The following is an 18,381-nucleotide window of genomic DNA, read 5'->3' on the forward strand; positions in this document are numbered from 1 at the left end:
ACTAAATAATGATTTTATCTACATAAAGCGGAAACTCCTCGCACAATTTTTTAACGGCCATTTGCACATTCGCTTGAATATGAGGGGGTATATTTCCCTCTTCGTCAAGCACATTTTTCAGGACCTCAAATATAAGCTCTGCTATTTTTTTCATTTCTTTTTCTCTCATACCACGCGTTGTAACAGCCGGAGTGCCGATTCTGATACCGCTGGCTACAAAAGGAGATCGCGTTTCATTTGGAATAGTGTTTTTGTTTACTGTTACGCCACATTTTTCAAGAGCTTTTTCTGCTGCTTTACCCGTCACGTTTAATGGAGTCAGATCCACCAGCATGAGATGAGTATCGGTACCGCCTGAGACTATCCGTAAACCCATGCTGGAAAGTTCATTTGCCAGCGTTTTTGCATTGGCAATTACCTGTTTTTGGTACTCCACAAAACCAGAGCTCATAGCTTCTTTAAAACACACAGCTTTAGCGGCAATAACATGCATCAATGGCCCACCCTGTGTCCCGGGAAAAACGGTCTTGTTAACGGCTTTGTAGATTTCTGCATCATTTGTTAATATCAATCCACCCCGAGGCCCTCTTAAAGTTTTGTGGGTAGTGGAAGTAACTATGTGAGCATATTCAGCGGGGTTGGGATATAATCCTGCAGCAACTAAACCAGCAAAATGTGCCATATCAACCACAAGGTAAGCACCAGCTTCGTCAGCTATTTCGCGAAATTTCTTAAAATCTATAATTCTCGAATAAGCACTTCCTCCTGCTACGATTATCTTTGGCTTATATTGAAGGGCCATACTTCTGACTTCATCATAATTTATCATCTCGGTTTCTGGATTTACCCCATACTGTATTACTTTGAACAGTTTGCCTGAGAAATTAACGCTTGCTCCATGAGTTAAATGACCACCATGAGAAAGGCTCATACCCATTAGAACATCTCCGGGCTCTGCAATTGAAAGGTAGGCAGCCATGTTCGCCTGGGAACCAGAGTGTGGCTGAACATTGGCATATTTGACTTTGAAAAGCTGCTTGGCCCTTTCTCTTGCAAGGTCTTCTATTTTATCTACCCATTCACATCCACCATAATAGCGTTTTGCAGGATACCCTTCAGCATATTTGTTTGTCAGGATGCTTCCCATAGCTTCCATAACAGCAACTGATGCGAAATTTTCTGAAGCAATTAATTCTAATCCATATTCCTGCCTTTTCAGTTCTCCTATGAGTAAATCGTGAACTTCTGAATCGGTTACTTTTAAATGATCCCACATAGTTACACCTCCTTGATAAAAGTATAAGTTGTTCCCTGCGGCATATCTTTCAATTCGATTCCAACTTTCCTGAGCTTTGAGCGTATCATATCTGAAAGTTCATACTGCTTTTTTGCCCTCAACTCTGCCCTCACATCAATTAGAATTTTGACTAATTCTTCAATTGATCTGTTATCGGCCCTTTCGGGAAGATCGAACAAGCCGAGTACGGGACAAAACTCCCTTCTCAAAAGATGATATATTTTCAAAGCATCTCTTTCATTCCCGTCATCCATTGCTCTGTTGAGGCTGTTTACCAGCTCGAAAATAAGTGCCAGGGCTCTTGGTGTGTTAAAGTCATCATCGAGCGAATCAATGAAAATCGATCTTTTTTCATTAATCCAGGAATCTTGTTTTGGGATTGCAAATGAAAATTCAGATTCAAATCTTAAAAATGTTTCATTTATTCGTGTAGCTGCCTTGGCCGCACTCGATAGGGCCTTTTCAGAAAATTCTATAGGACTTCTGTAGTGCTTGGAAAGAAAGAAAATTTTCAGTGCGTCTGCACCATATTTTTTCAAAGCTTCCCTCAGCAAAAAAATGTTTCCAGTAGATTTGCTCATTTTATCGCCGGTGTATTTGATCATTCCGTTATGCAACCAGTATTTGACAAAGGTTTTACCAGTCAGGGCTTCGCTTTGGGCTTTCTCATTTTCATGGTGTGGAAATATAAGATCTTCTCCTCCTGCGTGAATATCAAGGGTTGTACCAAGTAATTTCGTCGACATGACGGAACACTCAATATGCCATCCGGGTCTGCCGTTACCCCAGGGACTTTTCCAGTACGGTTCGCCTGGCTTTGCTGATTTCCACAAAGCAAAGTCGAGTGGGTCACGTTTTTTCTCATTCAGGTCAATTCTCGCCCCGGCTTTCAATTCGTCAATTGATCGATGAGATAATTCTCCGTAACGAGGAAAGCTCCTTACACTGAAATAGACATCTCCGTCAACAACATACGCATGATTCTTTGCTATTAAATTTTGGATGGCGTTGATTATCTCTGGGACAAAATCCGATGTCTTTGGAGAAAAGTTCGGCGCTCTAACGCCCAGGGCCATCGAATCTCGCCAGTACTCAGCTATGAATGTTTCTGAAATGTCTTTGAAGTCTACAGAAAACTCGATTGACTTATTTATTATTTTGTCATCAATGTCGGTGAAGTTTTGAACCATTATAACTCTGTAACCTCTGTATTCTAAATATCTCCTGAGCGCATCAAAAACCACCATCGGCCTTGCATTGCCTATATGGATAAGTCCATATACTGTTGGCCCGCAAACATACATCCTTACAATACCTGGTTCATTTTCTTTGAATTCCTCAATGTGTTTACTTAGAGTATTGTAAAAGCGCATATTCTCACCCCAAAATTGATTTGATTCTTGCTGCCACTTCATTAGGACCTAAGAGAAAAACAATATCCACAAGCTCTGGTCCTTCGTGTTTACCAGTCAGAACATATCTCAACGTGCTGTAAAATTCTTTCGCACTCACCTTTTGTTTTTTTATTGTTGACCTGAATACTTCCACAATAGAATTTTTATCAGAACGGTCAAGGCTTTCAAGTTTGTCGGCACATTCGAGCATGGCACACTTTATTTGATATTCCGTTTCCGTTTTTATCTCTGGCTTCACAAAGAAGAAATCTGCAACATGTTGAAAATCTTCCAGAGTGTGGAGTCTATCCTTAACAGCAATTATTACTCTGCGTAACCAATCCTGATTCCTGGGTATGAAATTCCATTTTTCCAGCAAAGGTTTTAAAAGTTGCTCCAGTTCCTCTTCGTTTGTAGATCTTATGTATTGGCCGTTCATCCAGCTGAGTTTTGCTGGGTCAAAAATGGCCGGATTTTTGCTAAGTCTATCTATGGAGAATCTTTCAATCATTTCCTGCATGGACATTATTTCTTTTGCATCTGGTGAAGACCATCCAAGCAGGGCAAGATAATTAACAACGGCTTGAGGCAGGTATCCTCTTTCTCTGAGTTCTTCGATTGAGGTTGCACCATGCCTCTTACTCAATTTCTTTCCATCCGGCCCGAGAATTGTCGAAACATGTCCAATTTCAGGGGGTCTGGCAGAAAAGGCTTCATATAGCGCGAGTTGTTTCACAGTATTTGGCAAGTGATCGTCCCCACGTATGACATGCGTTATTTGCATGAGCATATCGTCAACAACGCAGGCAAAATTGTAAGTTGGTATCCCATTGCTTCTCAGTATAGCAAAGTCTCCCACAGAACCTTCAGAAAATTGCACGGTGCCTTTTACCAGATCATTGTGAATAAAGGCCTTTCTTGGCATTGAAAAATATATAGCTGGTTTTAATCCTTTCTCTTCATATTCTCTTTTGCGTTCTTTTGTAGCGAATGGTTCGAAGATTGTGCGGTCATAATGGGGGGTCAGCCCTTTCGAAAGCAGTTTTTCTCTTATCTCTTCTATTTCTTCGGGATAGGCAAATACTTCATAGGCTTTGTCAAGGGCAATTAGTTTTTTTGCATATTCTTCGTATATATTCAATCGCTCACTTTGCCTGTATGGGCCGAAAGATCCTCCTATATCTGGTCCTTCATCCCAATTTAGTCCTAACCATTGAAGTGTCTTCATAAGATTTTCTTCGAAAATTCCTTCTGAACGTGCTATGTCTGTATCTTCTATTCTCAGAATGAACTTTCCGCCATGATGTTTTGCAAAAAGATAATTAAAAAGGGCTGTTCTTGCTCCTCCAACATGGAGATAGCCGGTTGGGCTTGGTGCAAATCTTACTCTAACCAATTCCTACACCTCCTACTTTTCAACCTTTTTTTTCACGAAAAACCAGAGATAAAGATCGAATTTTCCCGGGCTTTCACCGAATTTTTCTGCCTCAAAACTCAGGAGTCTTTCAAAGATCAGATATCGTTTTTTGGTGAGTGTCTTTGGAATTTCTTCTATTATATTGTATCTATGCATAAGTGATAAGACATGCCTGTCCAAAATTGCCAGTTTTTCAACGCCAGTGTTTCTTAGAAAATGACTGGCTTCCTTATAGCCAATTCCGATTGCATTGTTGACCAACCATTCACGTGCTTCGAATGGATCGATAGTTGTCAGTTGTTTCAATTGACCAATGATTTTGCGGTTCTTGATTATGTATGAAGCCCTCGCCTTTGGAAACCTGTGGCCGAGTTCTGAGAGTTTTTTTGAAAGTTCGTCTTCATCCAAATGAATAAAACCAGCTTTTCCAATTAACTTCTGGGCTTTAATTCCGCCCTGAGCGGTCCAGTTCGCGGTCAAAACGCAAAAACTGAGCTCACTGAAAAGTTCTTCTTCGGTCCCATTAAGACCGAGATTTTTGAATTGTCTGAACCTTTCTTCTACAAGATCTTTTGCTTCTTCTCTTATTTTGAGTAATTCATCAGATAAAGATACTGTGATCTCCTCCCAAGCTGATTATATCAATTTCTTGTGTGAAACAAAATAATGGTATAATATAAACAAACAACTGGAGGCATGTTGAAATGTCTTTGGATCAGATAGTAGAGCTTCTTAAAACTTATGGTTTGAAAATAACTCCTCAGCGGGTGGAAATACTGAAATTTCTGGACAGCAACAGAATTCATCCAACAGCCCAACAGATATATGAGCATGTGCTCTCGAGAGTGGGAAGTGTTTCCTTCACAACAGTCTATAATACCTTGCACACTCTGGAGCAAATTGGTTCAGTAAAAAGAATCGCTATAGATGACAGCCTGACTATATACGATATAGACACAAGCAACCACGGGCATTTTGTATGCAAGGTGTGTGGAAGAATATACGATATCCCATACGAAATAAAAGCAGATCTGCCTGGAAAGGCAGAAAGAACAGAATTGATAGTTTATGGAGTTTGCAGGCAGTGCGAAAATTATCCTCAATAAGGACTCACAATTTTTTTTGAACCTGGTGCTGTTCGTAAAACTCCAGTTCATCGTTTTCTCTAAGATCTTCATTTGATTTGAGCTTTAGACCACATTCCTGTGGCGCGCTGACTTTATCCACGTCTTCCTTGTAGTGCTTCAGACTATCTATTTGATCACTGAAAAGAAACGTGCCATTTCTATAAACTTTGACTATGCAATCCTTAGAAACATGACCTTCAAGAAGCTGAACTCCCGCTATTTTGCCGACTTTCTTTATGTCAAAGATTTTTCTGATCTCTCCTCTACCAACGAGTTCTTCAACTGTTTCAGGTTTGAGCATGCCTTCAAGTGCTAATTTCATGTTGTCAAGTAAGTCGTAGATTATTTCATATGTTTTGATCTGTATACCTTCATTTTCTGCTGTTTTTCTCGCCTGAGCATCTACCTTTACTCTAAAACCGACTATGATTCCATTGCTCGCAGATGCCAGCATTACATCGCTATTATTCACTGTTCCAACTCCGGAATGAACAATATTGATTTTTATTTCTTCGCTTTTCAGTGAAGCTATGGCGTTTTGAACTGCACTTAGAGATCCAAAGGTATCTGCTTTCAGAACCAGATTGAGTTCTTTTTTTTCTGATTCTTCCATCATCTTCAGTAATTCTTCCAGTCGAACCCTTCGTTTTGCCATTTTATCTCTCTCAAGCCTTTCTTTAAGTTGCTGAGTAACTGTACGGGCACTTTCGAGACTTTCGACCGCATATATAGAATAGCGGATATCCGGGACTTCCTCGAAGCCAACTATCATAACTGGTTGAGATGGTTCTGCTATTTTAATTGACTTTCCCTTATCATCTATTAAAATCCTGACTTTGCAATACGTTGGACCTGCCACTAAATAATCGCCAACTCTCAATTCTCCATCCTTTACTATGACATTTGCGACAGGTCCGAGAGATCTATCGAGCTTTGATTCAATGATTACACAACGAGCAGGTCCTTTCGGGTAACATTTGATTTCTCTTAATTCTGCAACGAGCAATATCATCTCCAGAAGTTCATCGATTCCATGGCCTGTTCGGGCTGATATGGGAACAGTAATCGTATCTCCTCCCCAATCTTCAGGGATGATATTTAGTTTGTCTACCAGTTGTCTTTTGGTCGCTTCGATGTTTGCATTTGGTTTATCGATTTTGTTTATTGCTACAATAACAGGAACATTCGCAACTTTGGCGTGATTATAAGCCTCTATTGTTTGCGGCATGACACCGTCGTCTGCTGCTACAACAAGGACAACTATATCCGTGGCTTGAGCTCCTTTTGCTCTCATTTCTGTGAACAGTTCATGGCCGGGTGTATCTATAAAAGTAATCTTTTTTCCTTTGTGAACCACCTGGTAAGCACCTATTGATTGGGTGATACCTCCGACCTCTTTTTCTGCAACTCTTGTCCTTCTGATTTTATCAAGGAGTGTGGTTTTGCCATGGTCGACGTGCCCCATAACAGTTACTACGGGAGGTCTTATGGATAGCTCATCTTTGTGGGTTTCGTACAATGTTTCGAAATATTTTTCTAATCTTTCAAGTTCATTTTCTATAGTTTCCAATTCGCTGATTTCTTCTTCAGGTTGGTAGAATTTTGCACGGTAACCATATATTTTTGCTATATCTTTCGCGGTTTTTTCGTCTATCTGCTGCGTTGGTTTAAGTACTATACCCTTAACAAACATATCCTGTATGATCCTGTTCAACGGAACCCCTATTTTAACGGCAAGTGTGTTAAGTTGCAGATCTTCGGGCTTCAAAACAACTTCCTGGAAAATCTCCTCTAATTCTTCTTTTTCCTTTTTTGGCTTTGCCGCTTTTGCCTTTGCAGCCGTTTCTTCTTCCTCTTCAAATATTTCGAGTAGCAAACCAACTGTTTCTTCATCTATATAACTCATGTGATTTTTGACATTCAGACCAAGTTCTTCAAGTTCCTGCAACAAATCTTTTGTAGACATATTAAGTTTTTTGGCTAGCTCGTATACTCTTAATCTGGGCACAATTTCACACTCCTTTTCTCTGTTCCTTCATATGTATTTTACACAATTTGTTTGCCTTTTGTCTGAAGAGTTTTTAAATTTTCGTGTTATAAATAAAAGCGAAATTATTGAAGGGGGCTTTTAAAGAATGGAATCGATCTTTCTAAAAGACATGTTTGAACAGCCAGAGGCAATTAAGGATCTCCTTTCAAAGAAGAAAGAAATTAGATCCAAAGCTGGTAGATTAACACATGAAAATATCCTTTTTCTTGGTATGGGAGCTTCTCATTATGCTTCCATTTATGCAACAGTATATCTTCGCTTGAAAGGAATCAACGCTGTTTCAGTTGAATTGTCCGAGTTCATATGGTATGCCAATCCAGATTTACTCGAATTTTTTGACACGATTTTTCTGATCAGCCAATCGGGAGAAACTGCTGAATTGACAAGATTTGTAGATCTCTTTAACGACAAACTTAATAGATGTGTTCTTGTCACAAACAACGAAAATAGTTTCAATGCCAGTGCTTTTGAAGCATCAAGACTGTTTCCAATTTATGCCGGCCATGAAAGGGCAATGGGGTCTTCAAAAACCTTTATTAATACTATTGTAACTCTTTTATTGATAGCTGAAACGTGGACTGGTGACGAACTACCTTTCGAAAAATTGCCAGAAGCTTTGAGTAAAGCTCTTGAAATTGATGTTAGCCTGTACGCCAAGGATATGTTAGACAGTAAGAGTGTCATACTCGTTGGCCGTGGTTTTGCAGTTCCTGTGTTGAAAATGGCTCAACTAACTCTGGCTGAAATTGCAAAGGTCAGCAGCGTTGTTTACAGTGGGGCTGGCTTCAGGCATGGGCCTATGGAATTGCTCGTAACAGATCCTTTAATAACTGTGGTTGCACAGCACGGAAGAACGTCAAAGCTCACTTTTGATTTGATAGGTGATCTCTCATTTTATCAAAAGGTCTGGTGTATAACTGATGAAAATGTTTCATTCCAGCGAACAATTTCAACGCCAGACGGCTTGATTGAAGAACTTTCCTGTATTCCAGTTATGGCTATTTTTCAAAAAGTCGCCAATGAGATATCAATTGCGAAAGGTTATGAACCAGGAGTGGGGTTGATAGCCTCAAAGGTAACCAAAAAAGAATAATTAATTACTGTGTGCAAGGGCTTTCAGGCGTTGAACGGCCTGGAAGTCCATATTATTTTTGAACCAGTAAGGTAGCACTGTGTTGTTCAACATTACAGGGTCTATTTTTTCATCTATGGCTCCCTGATCAACGAGTTTGAACCAGTCAAGCGAACCATATATTGGTGTATATTCGTTAATTGAGACAGATATTCCGACCTGCTTGCAAATCTCTATAGCTTTTAATACATCGTCTTCTTTTTGATCTGGCATATTCACCATAATGTATGCCTGGACATCCTCTTTTGTGAAACCGGCTTTCAGCAGTATCTCTGCTGCTCTTACAAGTTCCTCATCATAAACCTTTCCACCTGTTTCTTTTTGCAAATTTCCACTTGTCTCATACCCGAGTTTAATAGTTTTGAATCCTGCTTCCTTCATCAATTTCGCGGTTTCTTCATCGAGTAATCGTGCATGAAGACCGTTGGGGAGATGATAATTAACCTTTAATTGTTCCTTTATAAGCAATTTGAGTAATTTCATGAAGTGTCTTTCTTTGTTGATTAGGATTGCATCGTCAAAGAAAACGATGTTTTTTACCTGGAAAAGATCTACGTATCTTTTTATTGCAGCAACCACTTTTTGAGGGTCCCTTTGAACAAATTTTTTCCACAATTTTGATGAAATACAATAAGTACAGGAATACGGGCATCCAAGAGAAGTAAGAAAAACTAAATATCCAACTTTTTTATAAAGCTCGTATGCTGGATCGAGTTCTTCAAACCATTTTTTCATAGAAACACCGATAGTTTTTCCAAACAGTTGATTAATCAGATGTGGAAGGTTCGAAAGATCTTTGTCAAAAATAAAATCTGCGTTGGTATTCTTTTTAGCGTGGTCAGTGTATAATCTGGCATAAAGCCCTCCAAGTACTACCGGAGTTTTCGGAAAAATTTGTTTTATATATTTTATGGTTTCGGCAACACCCGGCCACCAGTAAGTCAACGATGACGTAACGAAAATAGCATCCACTCTGCCTATTTCTTCAAGTTTGCAGAGAAAATATTCCACAGGAGCACCGTATCTTTTGTATTTGCGCGGAATATTTTTCAGCAAAAGTGGTTTATCGATTTGTTCAGAGTGAAACTTTCCTGTTCCGAACTTTTTGTCGGGTTTTTGAGAAATGAACTTGCTCAAATCAGGGTCGTGCCTGTTGAGAAGATCTATCAAATATACATCAATGCCAATTTGCTTCAGAGCGGCTCCAACATAAAGTAAACCGATTGGTTTTAACCAGAAATCATATGCCGCAAAATCGTGGATCCATGGATTTATAAGCAGGACACGCATTTTCTCCTCCAGTAAACATACATACCCTTTAAAGTTAGGTCCGGATCTTTGATATCGTGACGAACCAGTTTTTCTATGACTTTGCTCTGACCGCCTGTTAGAAAAATTTTAGGGTTCATATTGAAGTATTTTTTCACATCACTTACCAAACCATTCAAAGCGTAAGCTGTTCCTTTCACGATTCCTATTCTTATATTGTCTGGAGTATCTTTACCAACACAGTTAACAGGTACATGCAGGTCAACTTGCGGTAATTTTGCTGTTTTTTCAAACAAAGAATAGGCTGCTGTCATTAATCCAGGTAATATCGCACCGCCTTCATAAGATTTGTTTTTCAAAACATCAATAGTTATAGCAGTCCCCGCATCCAGGATGATTGCATCATCGCAAGTCAAACTCGCTCCAAGAACATTTGCAACTCTATCTGCGCCTATTTCTGATGGATTCTTTACGTTCCATTTAATATCTAACCCGTCAGTTGCCTCAAGCCAAAAATACCTCGCTTGAAGATATTTTTCGGAAAATCGTTGAAATATGTAGTTCACAGATGGTACGACCGATGCTATAACAACTGATCTAATCTGTTTTGACTTTATATCGTGGTTTTCAAGGAGCGTTTTTAGAATTACGAACAATTCGTCTTCTGTCTCAAATCTGTGAGTCGAAAGTCTCCATTTTAAGAAATCCGTCCCATTTTCAGTAAATCCAGCAACTGTGTGAGTATTTCCCACGTCAAATAAAAGAAGCAACAAAGCCACCTCCAAAATAATATAATAAACCTTAAAGGGAGGTGAAGGTATACACATATCGGTTTTTGTAAATGCGATTTCCGTTGCATCGGGGTCGGTTATCGGTATTTTTTTGGGAAAATCCATATCCGCCGGGATAAGAAGGATTCTCTTTCAGGCTGTAGGCCTAACTACTATAGGTATAGGAATTCAGATGGCTTTGGAAACATCAAATTTTATAATAGTTTTGCTTGCACTTGCATTCGGAGCTGTTGTGGGTGAATTTTTGCGCATAGAAGATATAATTGGTGCTGTAGGGAAATTTTCGAAAGATTCCCATCGTTTTACCAGTGGATTTGTTGCAGCTACAACTCTGTTTTTGGTTGGTCCAATGACTGTGGTTGGTTCGATAAGAGCCGGACTGGTTGGTGATGGCACACTAATCTATACGAAATCGGTTCTTGATTTTATATCTTCTATAATCCTTGCATCTATATACGGCATCAGTGTTCTCAGCAGTTCTATCGCTGTGTTAGTAGTCCAGGGGTTGCTTGTGATGGCATCATCACATCTGGTATTTTTAACTGATCAGAATTACCTGTCTAACTTTACAGGGGCAGGTGGGTTGATAGTAGTGGCGATAGGGATAAGACTTTTAGAGTTAAAAGAAATAAAAGTTGGGAATTTTCTGCCTGCTTTGATATTCGCACCGATCATAGATTTTATAGTGGGAATGTTCATGAAATGATATCCCTGGTGATCTCTTTTGCTCTGTCAGTTGCTTTGCTTCCTCTGCTATCTATCATAGCAAAGAAGTTGAATATAGTGGATACACCAGATGGAAAATTAAAGACACATAGTAGAGCAATACCATATCTCGGTGGCGTGGCTATTTATGTTGCAGTGATCTTTTTCGTGAAAGAATGGTACCTTTTTGTCGTTATGACATTGATTTTTTTGATAGGTTTGATTGACGATATAAAACAAATACCATGGTATGTTCGCTTTGTAGCTGAATGTTTGTTAGGTTTACTCATCAGTCAAATTTTTTCAGCAAATTTATTCCAAATGCTTTTCTATACAGTTTTATTTGTTATTACGGTAAACGCTGTTAATATGATAGATGGTATGGATGGGATCTGTGCTTCTGTTGTGATTGCTGGGCTAATTTTTGTTAACAAAAGCTCCTTAGAGTGGGCATTGATAGGTGCATTGATTGGATATCTTGGGTTTAATTTTCCACCAGCTAAGGTATTTATGGGCGATGCCGGTAGTTATCTAATAGGTTGCATAGTTGCATACGAAATTTTTCTTGGTATGGAAAATTCTGTCGATTTGAAAGCCTTTCTGCCGTTCTGGGTGATTTTCATAGATATCCTCAGTGGTATTGTGCGGAGATTGGCAGCCCGAGTTTCACCATTTCTTGGCGATAGAGATCATATCTATGACAAGGTATACCGAAGGGTTCACGGGAGCGAAACAGCAAAGAAGAGAAAAACACTGTTTTTTGTGGTAATGATTTCATTTTGTTTTTCAATTATGAAATATTTTTACTCTCTTTTCTTAGTATTACTCGCTTCAATTGTGGTAGTCTTGTCTCTGGGAATGTTTGTTTACGATAATAGAGGAGGAACAACTCATGGGAAAGATTGAGGAAATTTTTCTGCATGTTACAGTTATCATTACAGCCCTATTTGCCAACAAATTTGTGACCTATGAATTTAGTGTGCCAAAATATGCTGTTCTCACCACAATGGTACTGATTCTCTCGATCGGGTTAATTTTCAGATGGTGGAAAGAAAAGCAATTGAAGTTATATTTCTCGTTTTCACATTTGTTCTGGTTCCTTTTCTCCCTATCTTCAATACTTTCAACAATTTCTGTCTACAGATACAACAGATTTTACTTCAGATATTCCATAGATATTGCGTTGTTTGTTGTACTATCAGTATTAATTTCGTTGTACATATCAAACAGGTTTAAAAGCAAAGAGTCAATTACAAGATTGTTTTTGACTTTTATCGCAACAGGGGTTGTTGTCGCAATTGATGCTATTTTGAATTTCTATACTGGCAGGAGTATTTTCCTTGGGGTAGTTGGTGAGCCATTTTCCAGAGCTGCCATAAAGAGTACTATAGGGAATACTATTTTTGTGGCAAATTATATGACTATGCTTCTTGTTTCCTGCCTGTATTTCCTGCTGAGTGACAATTATGGCTGGAAAAATCTTTCTCGCAAAGGATTTCTATTTGTCAAAATTTTTTCAATGGTAGCTTTCTGGCTATTCTTAACAACAGTTGTGATCAGCCAAACAAGGTCTGAGTATATATCAATGATTTTTTCAGTAGCCGTCTTTGCAATTTTGTATTTTGTATATTCCAGAAAGACAAAAACGGATGATGACGTTCATAACTGGAAAAATCTGAAAAAGCTTCTGATTACCATCCTGATCTTTGGTGTGGCTGTGATAATGGTAATTTACAACACCGATAATCCTTTAACTGGTGGTGGAAAAGTTTCAGTCACAAGCAGATTTTCGGCGATGACAAGTGTATCGAGCATTGATGAGCGTTTATTGGCGTGGCTCGGAGCAATATATCAATGGAAAGAAAACAAACTGATCGGTACAGGTATTGGTACATATCAGATTAAGGCCATTGATATTTTGCAAGATGTCATGGAAGATCGCCCGGAACTTCTCTACGGCTGGAACAATTTTAAAAGGACGCACAATGATTACCTTCAGGTGCTGGGTGAAACTGGTATCTTTGGATTAATTAGTGTACTGCTGCTCATGCTGATTTTGATAATCTACGCGTTTAAATATCTAAAAACAGTGGAGAGAAAAGATGATCTACTTTTGTTCCTTACGATTGCTTGTGGATTTATTGCTTTTATGGTTCAGAGTTTCTTTAGCTTTCCAGGTCATCTCTTGCCCAACTCGCTACTTGCTCTTTTTCTGGCTTCCACAGCCGTCGGAACATATTTCAACGGCAGGAGATTTCTTGCAATTGATATAGAGGTTGGAAGATCAAAGCTCGCGATTTTCTCGATATTTGTTCTTTTAATAACTATTTCTTCAACTTTTTTGAAGTGGAATTATTTTATAAGTGAAGTCTATTTCAAAAATGGTAACAGCAATTATTCTGCTTTACTTTCTGTAACCAGCGAAAAAAGTCGCTTGCAGCAATATGAGCAGTTTTATCTACAAAAACTCGAGAAACTCGAAAATTTAACAGGTGAATTTAGCTATCTCAGAGCAGAAAATTACAAATCAAATCTGTCAGGAATCGAAGCGGAAAAACAAAGAATAAACCAGATAGCTTCGATAAAGAATAATTTGACAAAGAACCTGTCTGCTATTCAAAATAATTTGAAGACTCTGGATAGGCTTGAAATATCTTACTCTGAAAAAGCTCAGAAAAATCTGACAACTGCTCTGAGGATAAACCACACTTATGGGAAAGCCCATTTTTACCTTGCCTCGCTTTGTTTGAGACCTTTAAGAATAGAAAAGCTTGAAAGTGCTTTAAAATCCGGGGATTTCTCACCTTTGAGGCAAGAATACGACGATTTTCAGTCTGCCATTGCAAATCAGTACAAAGCATCAGACTTGCTTTTCTTGAGCGAACTTCTCGAAAAGAGACAAGATTTGATTTCTGCAGGTGATGTGGCTTCACTTCAAGCTATTTTAGATTCATGTGCACTTTTCAAAACTTCATTACTTTCTTTCAATGAAAGAAATACATATAAAGCTCTGGCATCGAGATATCAGTCGTTATTCTCAAAAATTGACAGGCTTATTGACCAATTGAAGAGTTATTCAGATGACATTTTGATTGGAAAAACATTAAAGAATCTGCAGAACATTCGAGACCTGTACCTCACAGAATTTGTCAAATATGCGAAAATGACTGTTGATAGATTACCTGGAGGATGGAACAGATTCCCCGACTGGAAAAACGTAGACCTTGCAAAAGCGATATCCGGCGAGGATATATACAGATTGCTGGCAACACTTGCAGCTTCATCTGCCGAAGTTACTGACGAAACGATCTTATCATTACTTGAGTATCTTGCGGAAAAAGAGGCGCAGGCGTGTGAGGGAATGGCTTCAAAGAACGTGTGGGGTGTGCCAGATGGCGCATCCGAGTTTTTGTTGATAGCGGCAGAAAAATTTGAAGATTTTGATCCTGAAAGAGCAAAGCAAATTTACAGAAAGATGCTTGAAATTTATACACCTGCTTATGAAAGAATCTCTAAGCATATAGAAAGTCTTGATATCGGAAAGGCGGTTTCAGAGTACATGGATAAAATCTCCAGTAATCTTTCAATCGCTTTGATTGAAAAAGGAATGGATGTGGAAAAGGTCGAAATAGTTGAAAAAATAGTGGAAGATTATGCGCAGCAGATTCAAAGCTATTTGAAAAATATTAATTGGAAAGATATAATTAATAATGAGCTTGATGTTGCAATAAAGGAAAATAACTGGAATGAAAAATTTGTTCTCAGCAGAAATATTGCGAACGTTTTGAGTGGAGAGTTGCAGAAACTAATTTCGTCAGTTACAAGTGATGATAATACGGCTATCCAGGTTTTCCAGAAGATATCCTCAAGCGTATCTTCTCTACCATATTCAATTTTGCTCTGGGAAAGAGAGTCTCGCTTTATCGCATTTTACAGCATCTTGTCTTCAAAACAGAGTGATTATGCGATTAGGAGGTGAGAGTCATGGAATGGAAAAGTACAACAGTTCTTGTTGTTAGTAGAAATGGTAAGACAGTAATGGCTGGTGACGGTCAAGTTACTTATGGTAATACTGTTATGAAGCACGGTGCAAGAAAAATAAGAAAGATAGGAGATGGACAGGTGCTGGCGGGCTTTGCGGGATCTGTCGCTGATGCAATGGCGCTTTTCGATAGATTTGAATCAAAATTAAAAGAGTGGGGAGGAAATCTTACGAAAGCAGCCGTAGAACTTGCGAAGGACTGGAGAACCGATCGAGTTTTGAGAAGACTGGAAGCACTTTTACTTGTGGCAGATAGGGATAATGTTCTGATAATATCCGGAACCGGTGAAGTGGTTCAACCTGATGATAATGTTGCTGCAATTGGTTCGGGAGCTCCGTATGCAATAGCTGCTGCGCGAGCTTTAATTAGAAACACAGATCTCGATGCCAGAGAAATAGTTGAAAAATCGATGCAGATAGCCAGTGAAATATGTATATACACAAATGGAAATATAACCATCGAAGAGATTTAAAAGGAGTGAGATATGTGACAAACTTTGACAACTTGACGCCGAAAGAAATTGTTCGGGAGCTCGACAAATATATAATTGGGCAGTATCAGGCGAAGAAGGCAGTGGCGATAGCTATAAGGAACAGAATACGCAGGCAAAAATTACCAGATATCTGGCAAAAAGAAGTATTACCCAAAAATATTTTAATGATAGGTCCTACCGGAGTTGGAAAAACTGAGATAGCTCGCCGATTAGCTCAGCTTTCGGGTTCGCCATTTCTAAAAGTGGAAGCCACCAGATTCACAGAGGTAGGTTATGTTGGAAAAAATGTGGATTCTATGGTTAGAGATCTGGTTGAAATAAGTGTCAATATGGTTAAGAAAGAAAGAATGGAACAAGTCAAAGATAAAGCAGAGCAAATGGTTGAAGAAAGGATACTCGATGCATTGATTCCAGAATCTCGGAAACCACAGAACATAAGCTTTATGGGTTTATTCACAGCCTCTCAGCAGCAGCAGCCATCGCCTGAAGAGAGAAGATCGCTCAGACAAAAACGAGAAGAAATCAGGCAGAAATTGAGAAATGGAGAATTAGAAAATGAAATGATAGAAATAGAAATAGAAAAAGAAATATCCCCGTTTATTGGTGCACTCGGTCAGGGAGAACTGGAAGACCTTGGAATAGATCTTGGAAGTATGCTGGGAAGTCTTATGCCAAAAACAAGGCAGAAGAAGCGAATGACAGTTTCTGAGGCTCGCAGAACCCTTCTGCCGATTGAGTCGGAAAAATTGATCGATATGGATAAAGCAACGCAAGAAGCTCTGGAAAGAGCCCAGAACAGAGGTATCATCTTCATAGATGAGCTTGATAAAATAGCTGTAAAATCTTCAGGTTCGGGACCGGATGTTTCCCGTCAGGGTGTTCAAAGAGATCTTCTCCCCATTGTAGAAGGTACAACAATAATGACCAAATATGGTCCAGTTAGAACAGATTACATACTTTTTATTGGCTCTGGTGCTTTTCATATGAGCAGGCCCTCAGACCTTATTCCAGAGCTTCAGGGACGTTTTCCCATAAGAGTTGAGCTGTCCTCGCTGACAAGAAAAGATTTCGTGAGAATACTCGTCGAACCAGAAAATGCTATAACGAAGCAATATCAAGCTTTACTATCAACGGAAGGGATTGAGTTGATTTTCACCGAGGATGGTATTGAAGAAATGGCAAAAATAGCGTATGAATTAAACCAGAGACTTGAAAACATAGGGGCACGAAGGCTTTACACTGTTGTTGAAAAAGTTCTTGAGGAGATATCTTTTGAAGCACCGGATGTCCAGGAGAAGAAAATAATCATAGATGCAAAATATGTGATGGGAAAACTTGAGAATATCATATCAGATGAAGATGTTAGCTCCTATATACTGTGAAATTTAAGGAGCGTGGAAAATGAAAAGCAAGACGAGAGAAGCATTGCTTGCTTATCTTTTTCTGGTACCATCATTTGTCATACTGGGCATGTTTGTATTCTGGCCAGTAGGATTTTCATTTGTTTTAAGCTTCTTTCGCTGGGATTTTAAGAATATGAAAAACCCGGCTTTTGCTGGTCTGGAAAATTATGGAGAGATATTTCGTTTTCAGAGTCCTCTTACGCATGAATTTGCAAGCTCTTTGCTTACATCGATTGTACTATTCTTCGTGTGTTTTTCCATAGTTTTTTCAATGTATGCGGTTTTTAAGAAAAAGAAAATGGGTTTTGTGAGTATAGCTATTTCAGTCTCCCTGATGGTATTACTTCAGAACAGGACTTTTTTTACCCTGCTTTTGTGCAGTTTGGTAGCGACGATGACATACCTGATTTTGAAAACTTACCGGTCTATAAAGATTTTCTTAGGAAAAATTTTCTCTTTATCGTTGGTTGCTTTTATATTCCTGATTATTTTTGATAAAAGATCATATACTGTGCTGGATTTGTTTCTTGAAGCACGTGATAGAAATCTTTTCATTAAAGCTGTTTATAACACGGCGTATTATGTCTTGCTCAGCGTTCCTATCACTATAGCACTTGCACTTGTTATAGCACTACTTCTGAATAGCAATATAAAGTTCAGGGCTTTTTTTAGAACAGCTTACTTCATTCCCTTTGTAACCTCTGCAGTGGCTATCTCACTTGTTTGGAGATGGATTTTTGATGATGCGTATGGATTACTTAATTATATGCTGTCTTTTTTGAATGTAGAGAGAATTGCATGGCTCAAAGATGAAAGATGGACAATCCCGACAATTGCAATCGTATCTATTTGGAAGACTGTTGGGTATGATGCCATCATATTACTCGCAGGATTGCAAAACATTGATAAATCTTACTATGAGGCTGCTGAAGTTGATGGAGCCACAGCGTGGCAAAAATTTCTTCACATAACGTGGCCACTTTTAACTCCCACGACGTTTTTTTTACTGATAGTTTCACTTATAAGTTCTTTCAAAGTATTCACAGAGGTTTACGTTCTCTACAGTGGATTGCCCGGACCATATAACAACAGTGGTATGACCATGGTTTACTATGTTTTCGATAGATTTTATGTCCAGCAAAGAATGGGTATTGCCTGTGCGGCAGCGTACATACTGTTTGGTATAATATTGATTTTTACCGCTGTACAATTTTTAGTGGGTAAAAAGACTGTCGAGTACGCTTCTTGAGGTGAAAAATT

At 38.8% G+C, this 18,381-nt stretch carries 15 protein-coding genes; 8 read left to right on the plus strand and 7 right to left on the minus strand.

Annotation, left to right across the window (positions count from 1 at the left end; all coding sequences use genetic code 11):
• Nucleotide 1: 1 nt before the first annotated feature.
• The 4 genes from glyA to TEL01S_RS03820 are packed head-to-tail and all read right to left on the minus strand — an operon-like array spanning nt 2 to nt 4,729.
• Entirely contained in the window at nt 2-1,276 is a 1,275-nt protein-coding gene (glyA, locus tag TEL01S_RS03805) for a serine hydroxymethyltransferase (protein WP_012002810.1), read from the minus strand.
• Nucleotides 1,277-1,278: 2 nt separating this feature from the next.
• Complete coding sequence (cysS, locus tag TEL01S_RS03810; protein ID WP_012002811.1) at nt 1,279-2,670, minus strand: cysteine--tRNA ligase; 1,392 nt, start codon at nt 2,668-2,670, stop codon at nt 1,279-1,281.
• 4 nt (nt 2,671-2,674) lie between these two features.
• Nucleotides 2,675-4,087 carry a glutamate--tRNA ligase gene (gene gltX, locus TEL01S_RS03815; protein ID WP_012002812.1) on the minus strand — a complete coding sequence of 471 codons (1,413 nt, stop codon included), beginning with the start codon at nt 4,085-4,087 and terminating at the stop codon, nt 2,675-2,677.
• A 12-nt stretch (nt 4,088-4,099) separates the two neighbouring features.
• Nucleotides 4,100-4,729 (minus strand): N-glycosylase/DNA lyase, encoded by a 630-nt coding sequence (locus TEL01S_RS03820; RefSeq protein ID WP_012002813.1) that lies wholly within the window; start codon nt 4,727-4,729, stop codon nt 4,100-4,102.
• 83 nt (nt 4,730-4,812) lie between these two features.
• Here TEL01S_RS03820 and TEL01S_RS03825 point away from each other — a divergent pair, with 83 nt between their 5' ends.
• Nucleotides 4,813-5,214 carry a Fur family transcriptional regulator gene (locus tag TEL01S_RS03825; protein ID WP_012002814.1) on the plus strand — a complete coding sequence of 134 codons (402 nt, stop codon included), beginning with the start codon at nt 4,813-4,815 and terminating at the stop codon, nt 5,212-5,214.
• Nucleotides 5,215-5,218: 4 nt separating this feature from the next.
• On the opposite strand, the gene infB is transcribed toward TEL01S_RS03825, so the two are convergent.
• Nucleotides 5,219-7,243 carry a translation initiation factor IF-2 gene (gene infB / locus TEL01S_RS03830; protein ID WP_012002815.1) on the minus strand — a complete coding sequence of 675 codons (2,025 nt, stop codon included), beginning with the start codon at nt 7,241-7,243 and terminating at the stop codon, nt 5,219-5,221.
• Nucleotides 7,244-7,370: 127 nt separating this feature from the next.
• Between infB and TEL01S_RS03835 the strand changes: the two genes are divergently transcribed.
• Nucleotides 7,371-8,378, plus strand: coding sequence for an SIS domain-containing protein (locus tag TEL01S_RS03835; RefSeq protein WP_012002816.1), 1,008 nt, complete (start codon nt 7,371-7,373; stop codon nt 8,376-8,378).
• On the opposite strand, the gene TEL01S_RS03840 is transcribed toward TEL01S_RS03835, so the two are convergent.
• Together TEL01S_RS03840 and TEL01S_RS03845 are read right to left on the minus strand one after the other, a co-directional pair.
• Nucleotides 8,379-9,707 carry a B12-binding domain-containing radical SAM protein gene (locus tag TEL01S_RS03840; RefSeq protein WP_012002817.1) on the minus strand — a complete coding sequence of 443 codons (1,329 nt, stop codon included), beginning with the start codon at nt 9,705-9,707 and terminating at the stop codon, nt 8,379-8,381. It abuts the gene before it with no gap.
• Nucleotides 9,689-10,456 (minus strand): type III pantothenate kinase, encoded by a 768-nt coding sequence (locus tag TEL01S_RS03845; RefSeq protein ID WP_028843319.1) that lies wholly within the window; start codon nt 10,454-10,456, stop codon nt 9,689-9,691. Before TEL01S_RS03845 ends, TEL01S_RS03840 begins: the two co-directional genes overlap by 19 nt.
• Nucleotides 10,457-10,511: 55 nt before the next feature.
• On the opposite strand from TEL01S_RS03845, the gene TEL01S_RS03850 reads away from it, so the two are divergent.
• The 6 genes from TEL01S_RS03850 to TEL01S_RS03875 are packed head-to-tail and all read left to right on the plus strand — an operon-like array spanning nt 10,512 to nt 18,370.
• Nucleotides 10,512-11,183, plus strand: a complete 672-nt coding sequence (locus TEL01S_RS03850) for a DUF554 domain-containing protein (protein ID WP_228369046.1) — start codon at nt 10,512-10,514, stop codon at nt 11,181-11,183.
• The gene (locus TEL01S_RS03855; RefSeq protein ID WP_012002820.1) at nt 11,180-12,088 is read left to right on the plus strand and encodes a glycosyltransferase family 4 protein; all 909 of its coding nucleotides are present in this window, start codon (nt 11,180-11,182) and stop codon (nt 12,086-12,088) included. Before TEL01S_RS03850 ends, TEL01S_RS03855 begins: the two co-directional genes overlap by 4 nt.
• Complete coding sequence (locus TEL01S_RS03860; protein WP_051366166.1) at nt 12,075-15,161, plus strand: O-antigen ligase family protein; 3,087 nt, start codon at nt 12,075-12,077, stop codon at nt 15,159-15,161. Before TEL01S_RS03855 ends, TEL01S_RS03860 begins: the two co-directional genes overlap by 14 nt.
• A 5-nt stretch (nt 15,162-15,166) precedes the next feature.
• Nucleotides 15,167-15,697: an ATP-dependent protease subunit HslV gene (gene hslV, locus TEL01S_RS03865; RefSeq protein WP_012002822.1), complete on the plus strand. Its 531-nt coding sequence runs from the start codon at nt 15,167-15,169 to the stop codon at nt 15,695-15,697.
• Nucleotides 15,698-15,711: 14 nt separating this feature from the next.
• On the plus strand, nt 15,712-17,100 hold the full coding sequence (gene hslU, locus TEL01S_RS03870; RefSeq protein WP_012002823.1) for an ATP-dependent protease ATPase subunit HslU: 1,389 nt from the start codon (nt 15,712-15,714) through the stop codon (nt 17,098-17,100).
• A gap of 19 nt (nt 17,101-17,119) precedes the next feature.
• Nucleotides 17,120-18,370, plus strand: coding sequence for a carbohydrate ABC transporter permease (locus TEL01S_RS03875; RefSeq protein ID WP_012002824.1), 1,251 nt, complete (start codon nt 17,120-17,122; stop codon nt 18,368-18,370).
• Nucleotides 18,371-18,381: the final 11 nt, after the last annotated feature.

It is taken from the genome of Pseudothermotoga elfii DSM 9442 = NBRC 107921 (genome assembly GCF_000504085.1).
Lineage (GTDB): Bacteria > Thermotogota > Thermotogae > Thermotogales > DSM-5069 > Pseudothermotoga_B > Pseudothermotoga_B elfii.